The sequence below is a fragment of the Granulicella sp. L60 genome (assembly GCF_009765825.1).
In the GTDB taxonomy this organism is placed as follows: domain Bacteria; phylum Acidobacteriota; class Terriglobia; order Terriglobales; family Acidobacteriaceae; genus Edaphobacter.
Genome location: NZ_LMUR01000018.1, coordinates 513,025 through 532,906, shown reverse-complemented (window position 1 = coordinate 532,906; position 19,882 = coordinate 513,025). Strand labels below are relative to the sequence as shown.

Below are 19,882 nucleotides of genomic sequence, written 5' to 3'. Positions count from 1 at the left end.
TGGACTGCGAACTGCATCCAACAAATACGGCAAGTAGGATTTTCATAAACAGTCATCTTGGGGACCAACATGGAGCGAAGAGACTTTTTAAAGAGTGCGACAGCGGTGGGAGTGAGCGCGGCAATTTCGGCATCAGCATCTGCACAGGCAGGTACGGTCTCTGGTAATGTGATCAAGCGTCCTGAGTCCCCTGAGATGGTCTATCGCGAGCTTGGGACCACGGGCGAGCGCGTGTCGGCGATCGGCATGGGCGGATATCATCTTGGAAAACAGAAGGACCCAAACGAGAGCATCCAACTATTGCATGCGGGTGTAGATCACGGCATTACTTTTCTGGATAATTGCTGGGACTACAACGATGGAATCTCCGAGGTCCGCATGGGGCAGGCGTTGCGGAACGGCTATCGGCAGAAGGTCTTTTTAATGACCAAGATCGATGGCCGTACGTCTGAGGAATACAACAAACAACTTGAGCAGTCGCTTGGACGTCTGCAGACCGATGTAATTGACCTCGTACAGTTTCACGAGGTGATCCGCATGGAAGACCCTGACCGTATCTTTGCCGTCGGCGGAGCTATCGAAGCGGCGGTGGCAGCGCGACAGGCGGGGAAGATCCGTTACATCGGATTTACTGGCCATAAAGATCCTGCGGTCCATCTACGCATGTTGGAGACGGCGCAGAAGCATAACTTCCACTTCGACACGGTTCAGATGCCGATCAATGTGATGGATGCGCACTTCCGGTCGTTTACGCGCGAGGTGATGCCCGTCGCAATCAAGCAAGGCATCGGTGTACTTGCGATGAAGACATTCGGAGACCACTTCATTTTGACCAGCAATACAGTGAAGCCGATTGAGGCTCTTCACTATGGGCTTACTCAGCCGGTATCGGTAGTTATCACTGGAATCGACAGCACGCAGATTCTGGATCAGGCACTTGAGGCAGCGCGCACATTTAAACCGATGAACGACGCTCAGGTAAAGGCGCTGCTTGATCGTACTGCGGTCGCTGCGAGCGAGGGCAAGTACGAACTGTTCAAAACGACGTCGCACTTCGACGGTACCGCGGCAAATCCCAAGTGGCTGGGATAACATCCACAGAGAGTACTTGTCCTTGCCATGAATAAAGTTTCACTTCTTGAACTCCTTGCCTCCGTCGAGTCCGGCGCTGTCTCCCCTGCTGCTGCCGTCGATCGCCTTGCGAACCTTCCCTTTGAAGATATCGGCCATGCGCGGATCGATCATCACCGCAGCCTGCGTACCGGTCTGCCGGAGGTGATCTACGCTCAGGGGAAAGTGCCGGCGCAGACTGCCGAGATCTTTGCCCGTATGGCGGCTTCAGGCATCGACGTTCTTGCTACCAGGGCGGATGACGCCACCGTCATTGCGGTTCTGGCTTCCACGCCAGCAGCTGTCCACCATCCGAAGGCACGCGCCATTACCCTGCGGCAGTCTGCAGGGACCGAGGCGAAGGGACATATCGCGGTTCTCTCCGCAGGCACAAGCGACCAGCCTGTCGCCGAAGAAGCTGCGGTTACCGCTGAGCTATTTAATACAAAGGTGACGCGGCTGTACGATGTCGGTGTGGCAGGATTGCATCGACTGCTTGCCGTGAGGGAGCAACTGGCCGATGCCGACGCTGTGATCGTCTGTGCGGGAATGGAGGGGGCGCTGCCGAGCGTGGTCGGCGGGTTAGTGGGCGTTCCGGTTATAGCAGTTCCGACCTCAGTTGGATATGGAGCCAGTTTTTCCGGCGCTACCGCCCTTTTGGGAATGCTTAACTCATGTTCGCCCAACGTCAGCGTGGTTAATATAGACAACGGCTTCGGCGCGGCCTACACTGCCGTACTGATAACGCACGCGTCCCAACGCCGCATCTAACCAGGTGTCGTTGACTACGCGGTTTTCAAAGCGCGCGCGACGAAAGGCGGTCCAAGATGCTTCCGAACGATGACAAGCCCTGGGCAAAATCTCTTGCACGCATCGTCATCTGTCTTACCCTGATAGCCCTGGCCGGTCTGGCCTACTATCTGGAAGCCCATAAGTCACTGCACATCCCGGAGATGGTAGGGATCTTCCTGCTCTTTCTTACGATCGTCCCGCCTAATCTTGCCGTGCTCTATCCATCGTTGCTACCACCTAAGCACACACCCGCAGGTGGGCGGGTGACCAAGTCTACGATTCGCTGATGCGCTGTAGGTCCATTAGTGGCCGCTGGTTGTTTCAGAGTTTTGAGATCTATTGTTTGAGCACGAAGAAGCCCCAGTCATGGCTGGGGCTTTTCATTTTGGGTGAGCACTTAGATAAGTGCAATGCTCAAACGATTATTGATTTACGCCGCTGGCCAGGAATCCACCGTCAACGACTAAGATCTCGCCCGTGATGAAGGCAGAGGCGTCGCTGGCCAGGAAGATCGCGGATCCGACGAGTTCTTCGGTCTTTCCGAAGCGGCCCATTGGAGTTCGCATCCGCAGTTCCTTGCCGCGCTCGCTCTCGTCGAGCAGCTTCTGATTCAAAGCCGTACGAAAGACTCCGGGAGCGATTGCGTTTACAGTCACGCCTTGAGCGCTCCACTCGACGGCGAGCGATTTGGTGAGTGCGCCGACCGCGGCTTTGCTGGCAGCGTAGGCGGCGACCTCGCGCAGGCTGACAAAGGTGTTCAGCGAGGCGATGTTAATGATTCGACCATAGCCACGCTCGAGCATATGTCGACCGAAGATCTGGCAGGCCCGCAGCGTGCCGGTAACGTTGGTATCCATGATGTCGTTCCAAGTGTCTTCAGTGACAGTCAGGGTGGGCTCGCGTTTGATCTTCCCGGCTGAGTTGATAAGGATATCGACCTTACCAAACTCCTTCACGGTAGTACTGAGGAGAGCCTGGAGGGTGGCGCGATCGGCTACATCGGAGGTAAGACGCAGGGAGCGGCGTCCGCGAGCCTCGATCGCGGTTGCGGCCTCGTCAACCTGCTCGGGGCGGCGTGAGCTTGCAACCACATCTGCACCCGCTTCGGCGAGGCCGATGGCCATGGCCAGACCGATACCGGAGGTTCCACCAACGACGACGGCTGATTTGCCAATTAGATCAAACAACGGATGCCCCATGGAAAACGCCCTCTTTCTTACTTCTTGATCTGATTCTCGGTCAGGTTCTGCTCTGGGAAGATCTTTGCAAGAATTTCACGCACGACCTCTTCTGGCTCACGATCGTTCAATATACGCAGCGCGTCAGCGGGTGGCTCAAGGGTCTTCAACTGGCTATCGAGAAGATCCGGGTTCATGAACTCGTGGTGTCGCTCAGACAGGCGCTCGGCGAGAATCTGCTTCGGCAGATCGAGCCAGATGAACTTCAACGCCTCAGAGGTAATGCCGGTGGAGAGCGTGTTTCGGTACTTCGCCTTCAGGGCGGAGCAGGCCAGAACGCCTCCTTTACCTGCCTTAAACCAGGTCAACATGAGTTGGTTTAGAGTCTCGAGCCACGGTTCACGGTCTTCGTCGTTCAGCGGATGTCCGGCTGCCATCTTCTGCTTGTTCGCCAGGGGATGATAATCGTCCGCGTCAGCGAAGGTAGTGCCCGTCTGCTCGGCAAGCAGTTTGCCGATGGTGGTCTTTCCTGAGCCGGAGACTCCCATGAGAACGAAGATCATGCTGGTTTATCGCCTCTCCTGAAGACCGAGAAAGACTGGTTTGATATGTCGTTCGAAGAGGTTGACGGTCACGTTGCGGGCCACGATGTCTTCGTTCGCCTCGAGCGCATTAATATATCGGTCTCCCATCTTTGCCGCTACCTTGAAGCCTACATGGAGGAGCTGACGGAGGCCAGGGTCGTAGGTCGGATTGCTCTGATCGTGGCGTAGCGCTGAAGTGTATTGCTTGCTGGTCCAGCGGTTGACGACTTCTGGTAGAGGAAGTCTGCTGGGGTCTATGTCGATTACGGTGGCGTAGGGAGCACAGAGTTCTTCCCGGTGAGCGTAGGCTTCGGCATAGATCTCTTTGGCGAGTTCCAGAGGTGGGCCTCCTGCTTCTGCGAGGCCTATGAGCTCCTCGAGCCAGGTGGTGCCGGCGGTCTTCAGATGTACGCCAGCGTCGAACTTTTTCACTGCTTCATGGATTGACTTGTAGATGGAGAACTTGTCGGAGCCGGAGTGCACGCTGAGTTTGAGGTTCTTCGGCAGTCCGTAGGTGTCGATGGCGAAGGCAATTGCGGCTAGGTCCTCGTTGAACTCCTTCGTGAATTGGGTGATATCGCCTACGTAATCAACACCTTTATTGAATCGGCCGGTGAACTTCGGGGCTATGGTCTGGATCGCGATCTTCTCGTCGGCTATGGCGGCCAGGATGATGAGGAGTTCGACTGGCGTCTGGGGAGAGTCGGTCTCGTCCATCGAGATCTCAGCGATGAACCTTCCGGCACCTTTATTTTCAAGCAGGTAGCGATAGATCGAGCCTGCATGCTGGACTGCGGCCAGAAACTTGTTGGCCACGGCCTCGACGAACGCCTGATCTGTTTGGAATGGCTTTGCAATGTGTGGGATGGTGACGGAGCCGATGAGTTCTGGATGCCGCTGGACGAATGCGGCGACGTTCCCTGGATCTGCCGGCTGGCCTATGAGATCCGCGACATCAAGGGTGAAAAAGTCGCAAGGGGCCAGAAATCTGGGGACGGTCTTCAGATTGATGTGGTCTGCGTCGAGAAAGTACGGCTTGGCCCACGCCAGCTCGCGGACGGCTGCATCGGCTGCGACGCGGGTCTGGTCCGGTTCGGAGCCAATGATGGCGTGTTCGCGGTTGGATTTGTTCCAGACCGGCACGACCTCGACTCCTGCATCGGCGGCGAGCACGCAGGCGGCGAGCTGAGCCTTTGCCTGATGTGCGAAGCGGTCTCCCACGCCAATGGAAAACTTCGGGAGCTTGAGATCCTGCATGGAAACCCTTCCTATTCTGCAACTTGAGTCGGCGCGATTGGTCTAACCAGTTTTCGGCTCGTTCCAGAGTACTGAGGAATGGGGTCGGGGAGCAAGTTGGCTGAAGGAACTAGTCTTTGAATCTGCCTTCGTAGGCCCAGAGGCCGAGGCCGGGGTTGGAGATGTAGAAGATTTCTTCGCCGTCTACGGTGTTCCAGCCGTCTGCGAGCTTGTCCGGGTTGTATTTGGTGGTCATCTGGGCGAGATCGCCGTACTCGAAGTGGACTCCTTCGATTTCCTGTCGGGTGAGGTGGCCGGGGCAGTAGCGGATGGTGAAGCGGCCTTCGCTGGAGCCGTGGATGAGGTGGGCGGCGGCGCTGAGGTTTCCGGCTAGCTGTGGGTCCTCCTTGACGGCCTCGAGGGTCCTGGGGGTACCGCAGTAGCCGTACTTGCGGATGAGGACGTCGATGGCAGCGTCTTCGCCGAACTCGTGGACGCCGGGGGCGAGGACGATAAGTTCAGCGTTATCAGCGAGGGCCATGCGGGTGCGATAGATGCTTTTGTTGCCGAGCCAGGTGCTTTTGAACTCGTGGGGATCGAGGAAGACGACGGCTTTTTTGATCTCGCGGTCCATCATCTTGAAGTTGACCTTGAGGCTTAGGGCGGCGGCGAGCTCGAAGCACTCTGCATCGTCGCCGATGTAGAGGCCTCGAATCACCAACTTACCTACGGCGTTTTTGCCGACTACGGTCTGGACGTAGACGATGGGAAGGTTCTGGGCGAAGTGCTCGCTGGCGTAGTTGAGGACGCGGCGGACGGGGGTGTCGGCGCGGCCCATCATGCGTTCCATGCCGTAGACGGCGCCGAGAAAGTGGCTGCGGTGGATGCCGATGGAGCCACCGGTGCCGACGAAGATGTTCTTGTTGTAGTTGGCCATGCCAACTACTTCATGGGGAACGACTTGGCCGATGGAGAGGATGAGGTCGTGGCCGCCGTCGCGGAGGAGTTTGTTGACCTGGGCGGGCCAGGCGTAGTCGAGCTTGCCTTCGCTGACCTCGTGCATGAAGCTGCCGGGTACTTCTCCGAGGGTGACGACGTCGTTGCGCCAGTCGTGGTTGCGGAAGAGAGCACGCGGGGTGCGTCCGTACATGGTTGCTATCTCTTTGTCGGACATGGGCTTGTGAGTACCCAGGGCGGGCAGGACGTCGGTGAGGCGGTCGCCGTAGTACTCCCAGGCCATCTCGGTGAGGAGGCCGCTTTGGGAGTGCATTCGGGTGAAGTCGGGGGGGACGGCGAGGACTTTGTTGCGGGGGCCGAGGCGGTCGAGGGCTTGGAAGAGGTTGGAGCGGGCTTCGCTGGGGGTGATCTCAGTGGTGGGGCTGCCGGCGGCGAAAAAAAGGCTCATGTTTTTCGATCTTACTCCGGTGGTTTTGCGCAAAAAAGTTGGGCGTGGTGGAGGTGGGATTTTTGGTGGATTTGTTGGGCTTTTTGATGGGGGTCTTGGGAGATGTGTGTTTTTTGCGTGGTAGTTTGCTGGTGAGTTAGCGGTGGTTGTGTGGTGGATGCTGGTGGGAGACTGCGTATAAAAGCGGGATGGAAAGTACGACAGGTATTTTGACTTTATTTTTGGATGGGTCACTTGGGCTTGTTGAGGAGTTGACTCTCTCGTGGCACCAGACGAGAAGGCATACCCCAGGCGCTAAAGCCCCGCTCTTTTGCGGGGCGGGGAGGCCCAAGGCTAAAGCCTGGGGTTACCTCAGAAGCAAAGCGCTGGGTATTTGGAAACTGAGGCATTGGTGCTTAGAGCTAGGGCGTGGGTGCTTGGAGGCTGAGGCGTAGATGCCGAGGTGAAGCGGGATGGCTTCGTATTTATCGTATCTATCGTGAGGCGTGGCTCGTAAGAGTGATTGGTTGGGGTCAAGTATTCTTCTATAAAGGGACAGGCAGTGGGTTGTGGTCTTCGATGGCTCGGCTCATGGTGTCTGGCTTTTGTCAGAGGCGTCTTTGGGCCTCTTCTCTCACTGGTGATGGAGCACGGGGCTATGCGGTTGGGACAGATCAGGAAGTTCGGGGTCGTCGCACTTTTTACGGTTGCAACCGCTTCGCTGCAGGCGCTCTCTGCGAATGATTCTCCGTTGCCATCTTCCGCGATGGCTGACAGGGTCGTTGTGCTGAAGGGTGAGAGAAAGCTTCTGTTGATCAAGGGCGACGTGGTGCTGAAGACGTACACGGTGTCGCTGGGGGCCAATCCGGTGGGGTTGAAGAGGATGCAAGGTGATCGCAAGACGCCTGAAGGCAACTACATTCTCGATCGGCATAATGCGCATAGCCAGTATCACAAGTCGATTCACATCTCCTACCCGAACGCTGATGATGTGGCGCGCGTTAGTCGGCTGGGTTTTCCGACTGGTGGGGATGTGTTTATTCATGGGCTGCCGAATGACTATGCGGGGCCGGGTAAGGATTTGGGCGATTGGACTAATGGGTGCATCGCGGTGACGAATGCGGAGATTGATGAGATTTGGCGGGCGGTTGCGGATGGTACGCCGATTGAGATTCGGCCTTAGCGTTTTTATCTTGGCGTAGAGCGGGAACAACAGCAAAGACAAATACAGGGGTTCTTCGCTGCGCTCAGAATGACGACCTTAAATTAGAGTGGCTACCCTTTTAAGATCTGAGTGGCGACTAGCCTGATGAAGAATAGGCAAAGGCAGAAGCAGATCCCTGCGGGATGACAACAAAGGGACAAGCAACAACAACAGCAACTGCAAGAGCAAACGCAGATCCACTACGGGGATGACAAACGAAAAGACCGACAAGGGACCGGTTTATTTGGGGTAGGGGTAGCCCTGGGCTAGCTCCAGGCGGAGGGTTCGGTCGTGGTCGTAGATGTCGTGGAAGAAGTGGACGTCACCGTTCTCTTCGGCGACGACGGTCATGTAGAAGATCACCACGGGGACGGGTGGGACTAGGTTGACCTGGGAGTTGTCGCGGCCGTCATGCATGGCCTTTGTGACGCGGTCGAGGTCCCAACCGGAGGTGTTGCGGAGGAGCCAGGCGGCGAACTTGTCAGGATACTGGAGATGGATGCAGCCGTGGCTTGCGACGCGTTTGAGTTCGCCCTCTTCGCCTTCGGTTGCCTCGGAGAACATGTCGAGGCTGGCCGGCGTGTCGTGGATGTAGACGTCGTGCTGGTTGGGGAAGATGAACTTGACCAGACCCATTCCGTTCTCGGGGCCGGGTGGCTGTCTGACAGTCAGCCTTCCTGAACGCACCTGCTGCAGCATCGCGGGAGTGATGTCTCCGGAGCTGATGACCTTTCCGTTTGAGCTGACGAGTTCCAGATTGAGGTCGGCGAGGGAGGGATCCTTCTCCATGTCGGGGATGATCTCTTTGCGCAGGATGTTTGGCGTGGGGTTCCAGTAGGGGCGAAAGACGAGGTACTGGATGTTGCCTTCGAACATGGGGGTTTGGTGGTTGTAGTCTTCGCCAACGTTGACGCGCATCGTGAGACCGACCTGGCCGTCATCCTTGAAGGCGTAGAGGCGGAACTCCGGAACGTTGATGACGACGGGTGGCTGCTTGAAGTGGTAGGGCAGCCAGCGATATCGCTCTAGGCCTAGCTGCATCTGTTCGATTCGATTGCTGAGGGGCACGTTTAGTTCGACGACGGTTTTGTAGTCGAGTGTGCCGGTGGGTTGCATACCGACGCGCTCCTGGAAGTGTTTGACTGCGTCGACGAGGGGGCCTTCGTAGACGGTGGAGTCGGGCGCGATGGTGGCGCTGTCGGGCAGATCGCCTAAGAGGCGCAGGCGGTTTGCGAGTCCGGTTACACCGGTGTACTGGCCACCGGGAGAGACGCCGCCGACGTCGAGTACTTTTTCGCCGTCGCCCTTCTTCTCAAGGTCCATGTAGTGGAGCAGGGCAGTGCTGAGGCGCTGGTAGCTGGGGAAGGGCGGCTCGATGCCGACGAGTTGAGCGCGTAGGTCGGTCCCGGCGACGAGTTGCTGGCGGACGAAGTGGGGCAGGTCGAGCTTCTTGTTGGAGACGTCGAACTCGAAGCCGAGGTTCTGCGGGTTGACTCGGCCGATGTGCACGTCGGAGACGTAACGCATGATGCAGACGGTGAGGGCGGCGTCGAAGCGGGCTTCGTGAGGGTTCTTGAGGAGGGCGAGGCGGTCGGGCCAACGCGAGGCGTCGTAGTCTTCGGCGTGAAGGCCTTCTCGGTCGGCGTCCTGGAGGATGTTGATTAGTTCGATGGCTTGCGGGGTGGGCTGGCCGTTGCTGGGCGCGCCGCTGATCCAGGCGAGCTTGTATCCGGTGGGGCGGTAGAAGTTGGTGAGGTGCGTTTTGTAGTCGGAGAAGTCGGGCCAGCGAAGGTCGGCTAGATTGCCGGAGGCGACGATTGCGCTTAGCTGGGCGGATGCACCGTCGAGTTTTTGTGTGGCGGCGGCTGCGGGTGGAGTTGTTTTTTTCTGTCCGCTTAATTGTAGAGGGGCGACGAGAAGCAGAGTGATGATTGCAAGACGTCGTGAGTGCACTGGATGCTCCTCCGGACACCGCGATTTTTCCTTTGTTAATGAGGGATTAACAGGTCTTCGCGCGTGTGCAGGGTCATCATAGCAAGTGCCTTGGCGACGCAGGATTATGTGGTTCGGTTTTCGATCCGTGCGAGTGTTTGCGTTGGGGTTAGAGCTTGTAGGCCTTTCTGACGAGGTTCACGGTGAGGTCTTCGGCGACCTGGAAGGCTTCGTCTTCGTCGAGGCGGTGCTGGGCTACGAGACGGCCGAGGAAGGCGCAGTCGATGCGGCGGGCGACGTCGTGGCGCGCGGGGATGGAGAGGAAGGCGCGGGTGTCGTCGTTGAAGCCGGCGGTGTTGTAGAAGCCTGCGGTCTCGGTGGCCTGCTCGCGGAAGCGCATCATGCCTTCGGGAGAGTCCTGGAACCACCAGGGCGGGCCGAGCTTGAGCGCGGGATAGTGTCCGGCGAGGGGGGCGAGTTCGCGGGAGTAGGAGGTCTCGTCGAGGGTGAAGAGGATGAAGGTGAGGCGGGGGTCGTTGCCGAAGCGGTTGAGCAGGGGGCGGAGGGCGCGAACGTACTCGGTGGGGGATGGGATGTCGGCTCCCATGTCGCGACCGAAGCGCTGGTAGAGCTGGGTGTTGTGGTTGCGGATGGAGCCGGGGTGGAGCTGCATGATGAGGCCGTCTTCGACGGACATGCCGGCCATCTCGGTGAGCATCTGGGCGCGGAAGATCTCCTGCTCTTCGGGAACGGAGCGGCCGGAGAGGATGCGTGCGTAGAGCGAGGCGGCGGTGCTGGGGTCGAGGTCGGCGGTGGCGGCGGTGAGGTGGCCGTGGTCGGTGGCGGTGGCGCCCATGGATTTGAAGAAGGCGCGGCGGCTGCGGAGGGCGTTGAGGTAGCCGGGCCAGGTGCTGATGTCTTCGCCGGTGATGTGGCCGAGCTTTTCGATGTTGGCGAGGAAGCCGGTGTGGTCGGCGTCGATGACGGCGTCGGGACGGAAGGTGGGGATGACTCTTCCCTTCCATCCGGATTCGCGGATGGCTTTATGGTGTTCGAGGGTGTCGAGGGGTGAGTCGGTGGTGGCGAGGACTTCGATGTGGAAGGCTTCGAAGAGGGTGCGGGGGAGGAACTCGGGGGTTTGGAGTTTCTTGTCGATGAGGTCGTAGTACTCGTCGGCGTTGTCGGGGGTGAGGCGCTGCTTGAGGCCGAACTGGTTTTGGAGGGCGTAGTCGAACCAGAGACGGGTGGGGGTGCCGCGGAAGAGGAAGTAGTGCTTCGCGAAGATGCGCCAGATCTCGCGGGGGTCGGCGTTCGAGGTGCCGCCGAGGGGTGCGATGCCGAGGGATTCGAGTGGGACGCCCTGCGAGTAGAGCATGCGGAAGATGTAGTGGTCGGGCTGGATGAAGAGTGCGGAGGGGTTGGGGAAGGGCTGGTTCTGGGCGAACCATCGCGGATCGGTGTGTCCGTGGGGAGAGATGATCGGGAGGTTGCGCACGGCTTCGTAGAGCTTGGCGGCTACGGAGCGGGCCTCGGGATCCGCGGGGAAGAGCCTGTTCTCGTCCAGCATTGTGTTCGTTACCTTTCGCAGCGCGTGAGAGTTGAAGACTTCGGCACTTTGAAGCGTATCAAAGATTTCTCCGTACCACGAACAAATGGTTAGGAGGCGAAGGGGATGGGGTCGGTCATGTTGCAGTTGGGAATGGGTTTCGGCGGGTAGGTTTGCGGCGAAGTAATTAGCGCAGGTTTCTTGAATGCGCTATTTTGCTGGTGATTGGGACGTTTTACCAGATTGGAGGGGTTTGGGTGTATTGTCATTGAAATTATGCGAATTCACACTTCTCTTCCCTACTCTCTTCGCTACTCTAAGACGCTCTCGTTTGCCATTTTGATTGGCGTGGCCTCTACTCTCTCTGCACAGCAGGCGGCTAAGCCGAAGCCTGAGGAGACGGAGGTGTGGGAGCCTGTGCCTCCGATCGTGACACCGGGTGCCAGTTACGGAGTGCCTTCTTCGGACGCTATCGTTCTGTTCGATGGTAAGGGGCTCGATCAGTGGGTGACGGTGAAGGACAAGTCGCCGGCGCAGTGGACGGTGGCCGATGGAATGATGACGGTCAACAAGGCTGCGAACGCAGGAAGCATCGAGACGAAGCGAATGTTCAAGAACTACCAGCTCCATGTTGAGTGGAGGATTCCTGAGAACATTACCGGTAGCGGCCAGGCGCGTGGGAACAGCGGCGTGTTTCTGGCATCGACGGGACTGGGCGATGCTGGGTATGAGTTGCAGGTTCTCGACTCGTACAACAACAAGACGTATGTGAACGGGCAGGTCGGGGCGATCTATAAGCAGGGTATTCCGCTGGCGAATCCGGCGCGCAAGCCTGGGGAGTGGCAGAGCTATGACGTGGTGTGGACCGCGCCGACGTTCAACGACGACGGCTCGCTGAAGAGTCCGGCGTATGTCACGGCTTTACTGAACGGCGTGCTGGTGCAGAATCACTTTGAGTTGAAGGGTGAGACTTTGTATATCGGCAAGCCGTTCTATAAGAAGTTCGACGGCGCGCCGATCAAGCTGCAGGCGCATGGGGATCATAGCGAGCCGATCAGCTTCAGGAATATCTGGGTTCGGGAGATTGAGTAGCTAATCTACGAAGCTTGTATGGAACAACAAAAAGGACACCCCGAGGGGTGTCCTTTTTTGCACAGCGGTTAGTTACGGGAGGTAGTAACGGAGGCTGGTGAAGACCATGTTGTTGGTGGCCTTCGGTCCGCCGTAGGTGGTGGTTGCAGCGCCGGCAGCGCTGGTTACACCGTCCCACGCCTCACGCGAGATATAGCTGTACTGCATGGCGTACTGAAAACGGCCATACTTGGGGTTGTTGTAGAAGCGGTAGACGAACTCTGCGGTTGCTTCCGATACCATCCTGGTTGCGCCGAGGCAGTTTGCCGGCGTACCTGGGTTGTAGGGAGCAGCGCCAGCCAGACCGTTTCCAGTGGAGGTTGGGAGCGTCTCTGTGTTGCAACCAGCGTTGGAGCTGGTGATGGGAGCGTAGCCGATCAGCTTGCCAGCGGAGGAGCCGAGCGTGCTGAGGTAGGTGGTGCGCTGCGCGTACTCATCACCGTAGTACAGATCGAGATCAAGCTTCTTGATCGGGTGGAGTTCGACGGAGGCCAAGCCCTGGTAGTTCTTGATGGGGGCGAGGGTTCCGTCGGGGTGCACGGTGACGTCAGGTAGCTGTGAGGTGCCGTAACGGCCTACACCGGTACCACCGAGGAAGTGAACGCCGATGTCAGCATACTTGGTGGCAGAGAAGCGTGCGTTGCCGTAGACACCGCCGCCGACCTTGGTGTTGTTGGTGCCGCCCGCAGCAGACGGGGTGGCGAGAGTTTCGTTGGGGTAGTAGCGGTCGCGGAACCAGCGTCCGAGTCCGCCGACTTCGAAGTGAGCGATGTGCGGCATATCGTAGGCAACCTTGACGATGACGTCAGGCGCTACGTTGTTGGAGTAGTTGGTGGAGACGTTGTAGAGTCCGCCGCCGGTTCCAAGGTTGCCGATGAAGAAGTTGGCGTTGGCGTTGGTTGCGGAGTAGACGATCTCAGCCTGTTCCACAGCAACTGCTCCGGTGAAGTTTCCAAGCTTCTGCTGGAAACGAACGCCGGGCTGGCGCTCCCAGCTGAAGCCGACCTGGTATTGAGCGTCGATCGTAGCTGGAAGATTCTCTGTGCGGTTGTCTGTACCGACTTTGGTCTCGGTAACGAGCGACCACATCTGACCGCCGGTGACAGTGAAGCCGCTGTTGGTGGCTGCCTGACCGAAGATCTGGCGCTGACGGAGGACGTAGCTGTTGCTCTGGTTGTCGTTGCTGGTGATGCCGGTGCCGAGGAAGTCAGCTTCGACGTAGGCTGCGAAGTGGAACGGCCCGGGGTTGCTCTGGAAGAGCGCGCCGATTCTGCTCTGACGGCCGGAGAGGTTGAACTCGCTGGTGTTAGCCTGGGCTGCACCCGGGTACGGGGTGGAGTTGAAGGGGGTGTTGACGTCGGAGTTGAGCGAGCGCTGACGGTAGACGGATTCACCCGCGAAGAAGCCAACCGGCGTGATCTCTACACCCTTGTAGTGCAGGGTGAGGGGAGACTCGAGCTGATCGGTGATGGTCTTCTTGGTGTCGCTGATGGTCTGGGCCATACCGACGGTGGTGGAGCGGAGGTCGGTGACGGAGCTGTTGAGATTCGAGACGGCTTCGGTGTTCGCGGAGAGGCCAGAGCTGAGGCTGTCAGCCTTGGCGGAGGCGCTGGCTGCTGCGGCCTCTGCACCCTGGGCAGACTGCTGAGCGGCCGCGAGTCTCGCGTCCTTGTCAGCGTTCTGCTGCTTGAGAGCATCGATCTGGGCCTGTTGGTTCAACATCTGCTCGCGCAGCTCCCGGATCTCGCGCTCTGTCGCACTCTCGACCGGCGCCTTTTTCCGAACGACTTTCTTCGTCGTCGTTTTCGGTGTCGTGGTGGTCGTCTGCGCTTGTAGCGATATTGAACTGATGACCAATATCGCTGCCATAGTCGCTCGTAGTTGCTTCGTCATGGAACCTCGCAAGAATTGAAAAGGCATAAGGACAACAAGAAACCGGGCGAGGTTTGAGCCTGCCAACTTTCTCCTTTGCTCTTTGTTCCATGGTCTGGAAGTTGTGTGAATAGAAGAATAATTTTCCGAGTATTCATAGTGAAAACATGTGATTTGACCGTGTTACGACAAGGTGTTTCGAATTTTGCGCGAGGCGGATGGAAGGCTGCTTGAGGTTCATCACTGGACATTGGGGCGGAGTCGTTTACCGTTGTGGCATGCACACTTACCGTATTGGCGCGCTTCTGCTGGCCGTGACGACGACGCTTGCTTCCGCGCAGACCTCCCTGAAGCTGATACCGATTCCACGCGAGGTGCGGGTGGTGGGCGAGACGGCGCTGACGCATGGCGTTCGTGTGGTGTGTGCGGCACCGTGCGCTGCGGAGGACCAGTTTGCCACGGATGACCTGACGGCTGCGCTGGAGGCTCGCGGAGTTGCGGCGGAGGCGGCGGGCGGATTTCGGATTGAGCTGGTGCGGCTGGCGGCGCATGCGGAGCCGAGGTTCACCGAGGAGATGCGGGCGGAGGGATATGTTGTAACCGCGAACGCGGATGGGCTGACGGTGGTGGGGGCTACGGCGGAGGGGATCTTCTACGGCGCGCAGACGGTGAAGCAGATGGTGGACGGGAATGGGGCGCGGGCGGTGGTGCATCGGGCGGAGATTCGGGACTGGCCGGCGATGCGGTATCGGGGGTTGGACGATGACCTGTCGCGTGGGCCGATTACGACGCTGGAGTTTCAGAAGAAGCTGATACGGACGCTGGCGGCTTATAAGGTGAACATTTATTCGCCCTACTTCGAACATACGCAGCAGTATGGGTCGAATCCGCTGATGGCTCCGCCGGGGAGCGTGACGGCTGCGGAGGCGTCGGAGCTGGTGGCGTATGCGGGGCAGTATCACATCACGGTGATTCCAGAGCAGGAGGCGTTTGGGCATCTGCACCACAACCTGACGTGGGAGATGTATCAGCCGCTGGCGGAGACGCCGCATGGAGCGGTGCTGGCGCCGGGGCAGGCGGGTTCGGTGGCGCTGATCACGCAGATGTTTACGGAGTTGGCGGCGATCTATCCGGGGCCGTTTCTGCATATCGGCGCGGATGAGACGGTGGACCTGGGGCTGGGGCAGACGAAGGCGGATGTGGATGCGCGCGGGCTGGCTCCGGTGTATTTGGATTTTCTGCAGAAGATTACAACGGCTTTGAAGCCGCTTAACCGGAAGCTGCTGTGGTGGGGCGATGTGGCGCAGGACTCGCCGGATTTGTTGAAGACGCTGCCGCAGTCGTTCAAGGACGCGACGATTGCGGTGGCGTGGGAGTACAACCCGCAGGCGCGCGGGTATGACAAGTTTTTGACTCCGTTTACGAAGGCGGGATTCGAGACGTGGGTGGCGCCGAGTGTGAATAACTTTCGCAAGGTGTATCCGAACAACAATCTTGCGCTGAGTAATATTCAGCACTTCACGGCGGATGGGCAGAGGTTGGGATCGACCGGGCAGTTGAATACGATTTGGAATGACGATGGCGAGGGGCTGATCAATCAGGACTGGTATGGGATCTTGTTTGGGGCGGCGGCGGCCTGGCAGAAGGGTGAGTCATCGGTGCCGGCGTTCGAGGATTCGTATGGGCAGGTGTTTCATGGGGATGCCACGGGGGCTTTGGACGAGGCGCAGAAGGAGATGATGCTGGCGCACTCGGTGCTGAAGGACCAGGCGAAGGAGGGAGATGGAACGAACAGCATCTTCTGGCTGGATCCGATGTCGGCGGATGGGTTGAAGATTGGGGCGCAGGTGATTCCGTATGCGCGTGATCTTCGAGTGCATGCGGAGCGGGCGCTGGTGCTGATTGCGCAGGCCAGGGCGGCGGCGCCTGCTGCGGCTCCGGCACGCTTGGGTGCTGCGGTGTACGATCCGGCGGAGTCGTATCCTAGTGCTCCGACGACGCTGAGGGAGACGGCGGCGATCGATGCGCTGGAGCTGGGGGCGAGGCGAATGGACTTCATCGGGCTGAAGTTTCAGCTGGCGAAGGAGATCTCTGAGGGATACCAGCGCGCGTACAACATGCAGCACACGACGGATAAGAAGCAGCGGATGGATGTGGCGAGGGAGCTTTCGGACATCAACGGGGTGAACGGGCGGCTGCATGACATCATCGACACCTACTCCCTGCTGCGCGATCTGTATGAGCAGGCGTGGTATCGGTCGAATCGGGCGTACGCGCTGCGGCCTGTGCTGGAGCACTACGACTACACGGTGGGGTTGTGGCTGGCACGGAGCGACAAGCTGAGGAGTGCGCAGAGGCAGTGGTCGGATAGTCATACGCTGCCTGCGGCGAGCGATCTGGGACTGCCGCTTCCGTCGGCTTATACGCAGCCTTAGGTTTCTGGTGTGTGATGCTGAAGTTTTTTGCGTATGAGGCTCCACGGAGCGCTCGAAATCTGGCAATCTAAAAGACCATGCTTTCGACACGCTCCATCGGCCCCTATCTCGGAATTGACTTCGGTACGACGAATAGTTCTATTGCGCTTGCCCATGCGGATGGCAGGGTGGAGATGGTCGCGTTCCCTTCGGCGGCGGGCGCTACGGAGTCGTTTCGGTCGGTGCTGTATCTGGAGCAGCATAGGCAGGTGGGGCGCAACCAGATCAAAGGGTTTACGGGACCGGCGGCGATTGAGCACTATCTGGACGCGGAGCATAAGGGGCGGCTGATTCAGTCGTTGAAGTCGTACCTGACGAGCCGCACGCTGACTGGGACGGAGGTGTTTGGGCGGCGGTACACGATTGAAGATCTGATCTCGCGCATACTGACGGATCTGCGGCTGGCGGCGGAGCGGCAGTTTGGGCAGCCGGTTCGACGGGCGACGGTGGGGCGGCCGGTTCGGTTTGTGGGCGCTGAGAGCGCGGAGGACGATGCGTTTGCGGTGGAGCGTCTGACGAAGGCGTTTGTGCATGCGGGGTTCGAGTCGGTTGAGTTTGAGATGGAGCCGATTGGGGCGGCGTATGCGTATGAGTCGACGCTGGATCGGGATGAGCTGATTCTGATTGGGGACTTTGGCGGAGGAACGAGCGATTTTTCGCTGCTGCATGTGGGGCCTGGGGTTCGTGCGCGTGGACGGACGGCGAAGGATCTGCTGGGAAATAGTGGGCTGGGACTGGCGGGCGATAGCTTCGATGCGCGGATTGTGCGGAAGCTGGTGTCACCTGCGCTGGGATCGGATAGCTTTGAGCGGTCGTATGCGCAGGCGGTGGATCGTCCGGCGAGTATCATTCCGGCGGTGCCTGCGTGGATCTATGCGAATCTGGAGCGTTGGCACTATCTATCGTTTTTGAAGACGCGGAATGTGGCGGAGATTCTGAAGAGTGCGCGGGCGAGGGCGCAGGAGCCGGAGAAGATTGAGGGGCTGATCAATCTGGTTGAGGAGGATCTTGGGTATCAGCTGCACCAGGCGGTACAGCGGTTGAAGATCGATCTTTCGCGGCATGAGCTGGCGGAGTTCCGGTTTCGCGATGGCAGTATGGATATCGTCGCCGAGGTGAGGCGGGCGGATTTTGAGACTTGGATTGCGGACGATCTGAGATCGATTGAGATGTGCGTGGATGGGCTGCTGGATACGAGTGGGGTTGCGGCGGCTAAAGTGGATCGTGTGTTTTTGACGGGTGGGACGAGCTTTGTTCCGGCAGTGCGGAGGATCTTTGAGGCGCGGTTTGGGGCGAAGCGGGTGCGTACGGGGAATGAGTTTACTTCGGTGGCGCGGGGGTTGGCGCTTCGGGCTTTGGAGACGACACTCTAGTGCTTTTCGAGATGAGGGATGTGGCCTGACGGCCGGTCGCCCTGCGCGGGCGGCGGTCACTTCGTGACTTGCGTACCCCTTCGGGTGCTGCTCCCGTTGGTCGCTTTGAGAGATTTGCTGCTTTACTTAATCCGAGTTCACGTACTTGATGAGCAGGACTTCGTTGCCGATCTCGCTGTAGATCAACTCGTCTACGGTGCCGCCTGCCATAAGGAGGCCGTATCCGCCGGCGCGTATTCCTTCTTCTTCGCGCTGAATAATGTGGTTTGCGGGATCGTCGGAGAGATCGGCTATGGCTGCGTGACTGAGGGATTCGCGGCGGAAGCCTGAGCCGGGGTCGCGGACGTAAAAGACCATTGCTCTTGCGGTGCGAACTGCGGTCACTTCGATGACTTGTTCGGCGTTGAACGCTGCGCCGTGCTCCATCGCGTTCAGAAGAATCTCTCGCAAGGCCTGCATCGTCTCCTGGCGCGTGTCTTCAGGGAGTCGCGTGCTGAGCTCTTTGGCAAAGGTCAAGAGACGTTCGGCGGTGATAAGGCGGCAGTTTACGCGGACCGAGACCCAGCCGGCCCGGGCTGAGAGGATTTGTATGTCGTCTCGCCATTGACTGTCGGAGGCGGCTTTGCTGGCGAGGTTCGCTACGTCGTAGGCCTCGAATGGAGGGGTGAAACAGGCGAAGACACGGGCGCGCATGGCGGCGATGACGTCGTCTGGAGTGCTGCTGTGCGCGAGGACGATGCACTTGACTCCGGGGCGGATGACGCGGATCTCTTCGAGTAGAGCAAGGTCTTCGTCGATGGCGCTGTCTGGGCTGGTGATGACGACGCCGAAGGAACGTATGCGCAGCCGCTGTAGGGCGTCAGCGTTTCCGGCGGCGTACTCCATCGGGAGAGACGCGGCGGAGAGTGCGCCGCCGATCTCCCGGCTCATTTGGGAATGACTTCCAATAACCAGGACGCGGCTCATGTTGTGCTCCCGAGGAGATGAACTGAATCATTCTAGATGATCGCTTACGGGGCCCAGTGATTCTTATGGAGTTGCGGCGGGGACGTTTCGTGCGCGCCAGAGTGCACCTTCGAGGGCATCGACTGCGCCTATCCGGACTGTGACGTTGGGGGCGGAGACTTTCAAAGCGGCGATCATGGACGAGCGGGTTTGGGTGATGTGTTCGAGAACGCCGCCGATGTAGGCGACGTCGATGGCGGATTGTGGGCCGGACTCTTCCATCTTGAGAGCGACGAGGGCGATGAGTTCGGAGAGTTCGGCGCCGGCGCGCTCGAGGACGGCGGCGGCGATCTCGTCGCCAGCTTCGGCGCATTGGACGACTACGGGTGTGAGGGCGGGAAAGTCGGGGCCGGGGCGGGCGTTGGCCATCTCGACGATCTCGCCGATGGTGTTGAGCTTCCAGAAGGCGCCGATGGCGGTGAGGAGCGTGGTGGGGATGCCACGGTCGCGGGCCCAGAAGCCGGCGCGGAGGGCCTCCTGCGCGATCCAGAAGCCGGAGCCTTCGTCGCCGAGGACGGGGCCCCAGCCGCCGGCGGTGTAGATGGCTCCGTCGGAGGCGCGACCCATGATGTTGTTGCCGGTGCCGGCGACGACGAGAATACCGGGGCCTCCGCGGAAGGCGCCGTCGAAGGCGATCTCTTCGTCGCCGGAGAGGAGGATGGAGCCGCCGACGGATTTGGCGATCTGGCTGGTGGCCCATTCGCGGACGGCTTCGATGGTGTAGCCGGCGAGGCCGATGCAGGTGTGGGTGACGTCGGCGAGGTTGACGCTGGCACTGCGGGCGACTTCGACGAGCATGGCCTGAAGGCGGGCGGAGGCTTCGGGTTCGCCGACGCGCATGATCTTGACGCTGCCGGTGATGGCGCGGCCTAAAATTCGTTCGTCATCGGCGAGTACACAACGTGTCTTTGTGCCACCGGCATCGATTGCAAGAAACAGACCCATAAGCTGACATGATATGTCACGGTCGCGAGGCCGCACCATCTTTGGTGAGGCGTAATTACAGTGTGCTGGATGGGGTACGCGCGGCTGCGAGACGGGTGGGTATCGCTATACACTTG

16 protein-coding genes are annotated in these 19,882 nt (G+C 59.2%); 7 read left to right on the top strand and 9 right to left on the bottom strand.

The annotated features are described in order from the left end of the window. Nucleotides 1-69: 69 nt before the first annotated feature. Genes GSQ82_RS12570 through GSQ82_RS12560 form a run of 3 tightly spaced genes read left to right on the top strand, consistent with a single transcriptional unit; the run spans nt 70 to nt 2,189 of the window. A complete protein-coding gene (locus GSQ82_RS12570; RefSeq protein WP_158792615.1) occupies nt 70-1,092 on the top strand; it encodes an aldo/keto reductase in 1,023 nt (340 codons plus the stop codon). 27 nt (nt 1,093-1,119) lie between these two features. Next, nucleotides 1,120-1,881 carry a nickel pincer cofactor biosynthesis protein LarB gene (larB, locus tag GSQ82_RS12565; protein ID WP_158792614.1) on the top strand — a complete coding sequence of 254 codons (762 nt, stop codon included), beginning with the start codon at nt 1,120-1,122 and terminating at the stop codon, nt 1,879-1,881. A gap of 56 nt (nt 1,882-1,937) precedes the next feature. Then, a complete protein-coding gene (locus GSQ82_RS12560) occupies nt 1,938-2,189 on the top strand; it encodes a hypothetical protein (protein WP_158792613.1) in 252 nt (83 codons plus the stop codon). A 135-nt stretch (nt 2,190-2,324) separates the two neighbouring features. On the opposite strand, the gene GSQ82_RS12555 is transcribed toward GSQ82_RS12560, so the two are convergent. The 4 genes from GSQ82_RS12555 to GSQ82_RS12540 all read right to left on the bottom strand — a co-directional run bounded on the left by GSQ82_RS12555 (nt 2,325) and on the right by GSQ82_RS12540 (nt 6,305). Then, on the bottom strand, nt 2,325-3,101 hold the full coding sequence (locus GSQ82_RS12555) for a glucose 1-dehydrogenase (RefSeq protein ID WP_158792612.1): 777 nt from the start codon (nt 3,099-3,101) through the stop codon (nt 2,325-2,327). 17 nt (nt 3,102-3,118) lie between these two features. Continuing rightward, entirely contained in the window at nt 3,119-3,643 is a 525-nt protein-coding gene (locus GSQ82_RS12550; protein ID WP_158792611.1) for a gluconokinase, read from the bottom strand. A 6-nt stretch (nt 3,644-3,649) separates the two neighbouring features. Beyond that, the gene (locus tag GSQ82_RS12545; protein ID WP_158792610.1) at nt 3,650-4,921 is read right to left on the bottom strand and encodes a tagaturonate epimerase family protein; all 1,272 of its coding nucleotides are present in this window, start codon (nt 4,919-4,921) and stop codon (nt 3,650-3,652) included. A 109-nt stretch (nt 4,922-5,030) separates the two neighbouring features. Beyond that, on the bottom strand, nt 5,031-6,305 hold the full coding sequence (locus tag GSQ82_RS12540; protein ID WP_158792609.1) for a lactate racemase domain-containing protein: 1,275 nt from the start codon (nt 6,303-6,305) through the stop codon (nt 5,031-5,033). 637 nt (nt 6,306-6,942) lie between these two features. Between GSQ82_RS12540 and GSQ82_RS12535 the strand changes: the two genes are divergently transcribed. Then, nucleotides 6,943-7,467: a murein L,D-transpeptidase family protein gene (locus GSQ82_RS12535; RefSeq protein WP_158792608.1), complete on the top strand. Its 525-nt coding sequence runs from the start codon at nt 6,943-6,945 to the stop codon at nt 7,465-7,467. A gap of 261 nt (nt 7,468-7,728) precedes the next feature. On the opposite strand, the gene GSQ82_RS12530 is transcribed toward GSQ82_RS12535, so the two are convergent. Beyond that, nucleotides 7,729-9,441, bottom strand: coding sequence for a murein L,D-transpeptidase (locus tag GSQ82_RS12530; RefSeq protein ID WP_158792607.1), 1,713 nt, complete (start codon nt 9,439-9,441; stop codon nt 7,729-7,731). A gap of 148 nt (nt 9,442-9,589) precedes the next feature. Beyond that, nucleotides 9,590-10,987 (bottom strand): glucuronate isomerase, encoded by a 1,398-nt coding sequence (gene uxaC / locus GSQ82_RS12525; RefSeq protein WP_158792606.1) that lies wholly within the window; start codon nt 10,985-10,987, stop codon nt 9,590-9,592. A 255-nt stretch (nt 10,988-11,242) separates the two neighbouring features. On the opposite strand from uxaC, the gene GSQ82_RS12520 reads away from it, so the two are divergent. Further along, entirely contained in the window at nt 11,243-12,058 is an 816-nt protein-coding gene (locus tag GSQ82_RS12520; RefSeq protein ID WP_158792605.1) for a DUF1080 domain-containing protein, read from the top strand. 72 nt (nt 12,059-12,130) lie between these two features. Here the strand turns inward: GSQ82_RS12520 and GSQ82_RS12515 are convergent, their stop codons facing one another. Next, a complete protein-coding gene (locus GSQ82_RS12515) occupies nt 12,131-13,966 on the bottom strand; it encodes a hypothetical protein (RefSeq protein ID WP_158792604.1) in 1,836 nt (611 codons plus the stop codon). Between the two features lie 281 nt (nt 13,967-14,247). Between GSQ82_RS12515 and GSQ82_RS12510 the strand changes: the two genes are divergently transcribed. Continuing rightward, nucleotides 14,248-16,404, top strand: a complete 2,157-nt coding sequence (locus GSQ82_RS12510) for a beta-N-acetylhexosaminidase (protein WP_158792603.1) — start codon at nt 14,248-14,250, stop codon at nt 16,402-16,404. Nucleotides 16,405-16,481: 77 nt separating this feature from the next. Continuing rightward, nucleotides 16,482-17,816 (top strand): Hsp70 family protein, encoded by a 1,335-nt coding sequence (locus GSQ82_RS12505; RefSeq protein WP_158792602.1) that lies wholly within the window; start codon nt 16,482-16,484, stop codon nt 17,814-17,816. Between the two features lie 126 nt (nt 17,817-17,942). On the opposite strand, the gene GSQ82_RS12500 is transcribed toward GSQ82_RS12505, so the two are convergent. Together GSQ82_RS12500 and GSQ82_RS12495 are read right to left on the bottom strand one after the other, a co-directional pair. Next, nucleotides 17,943-18,782 carry an ATP-binding protein gene (locus tag GSQ82_RS12500; protein WP_158792601.1) on the bottom strand — a complete coding sequence of 280 codons (840 nt, stop codon included), beginning with the start codon at nt 18,780-18,782 and terminating at the stop codon, nt 17,943-17,945. Between the two features lie 63 nt (nt 18,783-18,845). Then, on the bottom strand, nt 18,846-19,766 hold the full coding sequence (locus tag GSQ82_RS12495; protein WP_158792600.1) for an N-acetylglucosamine kinase: 921 nt from the start codon (nt 19,764-19,766) through the stop codon (nt 18,846-18,848). Between the last annotated feature and the right edge of the window lie 116 nt (nt 19,767-19,882).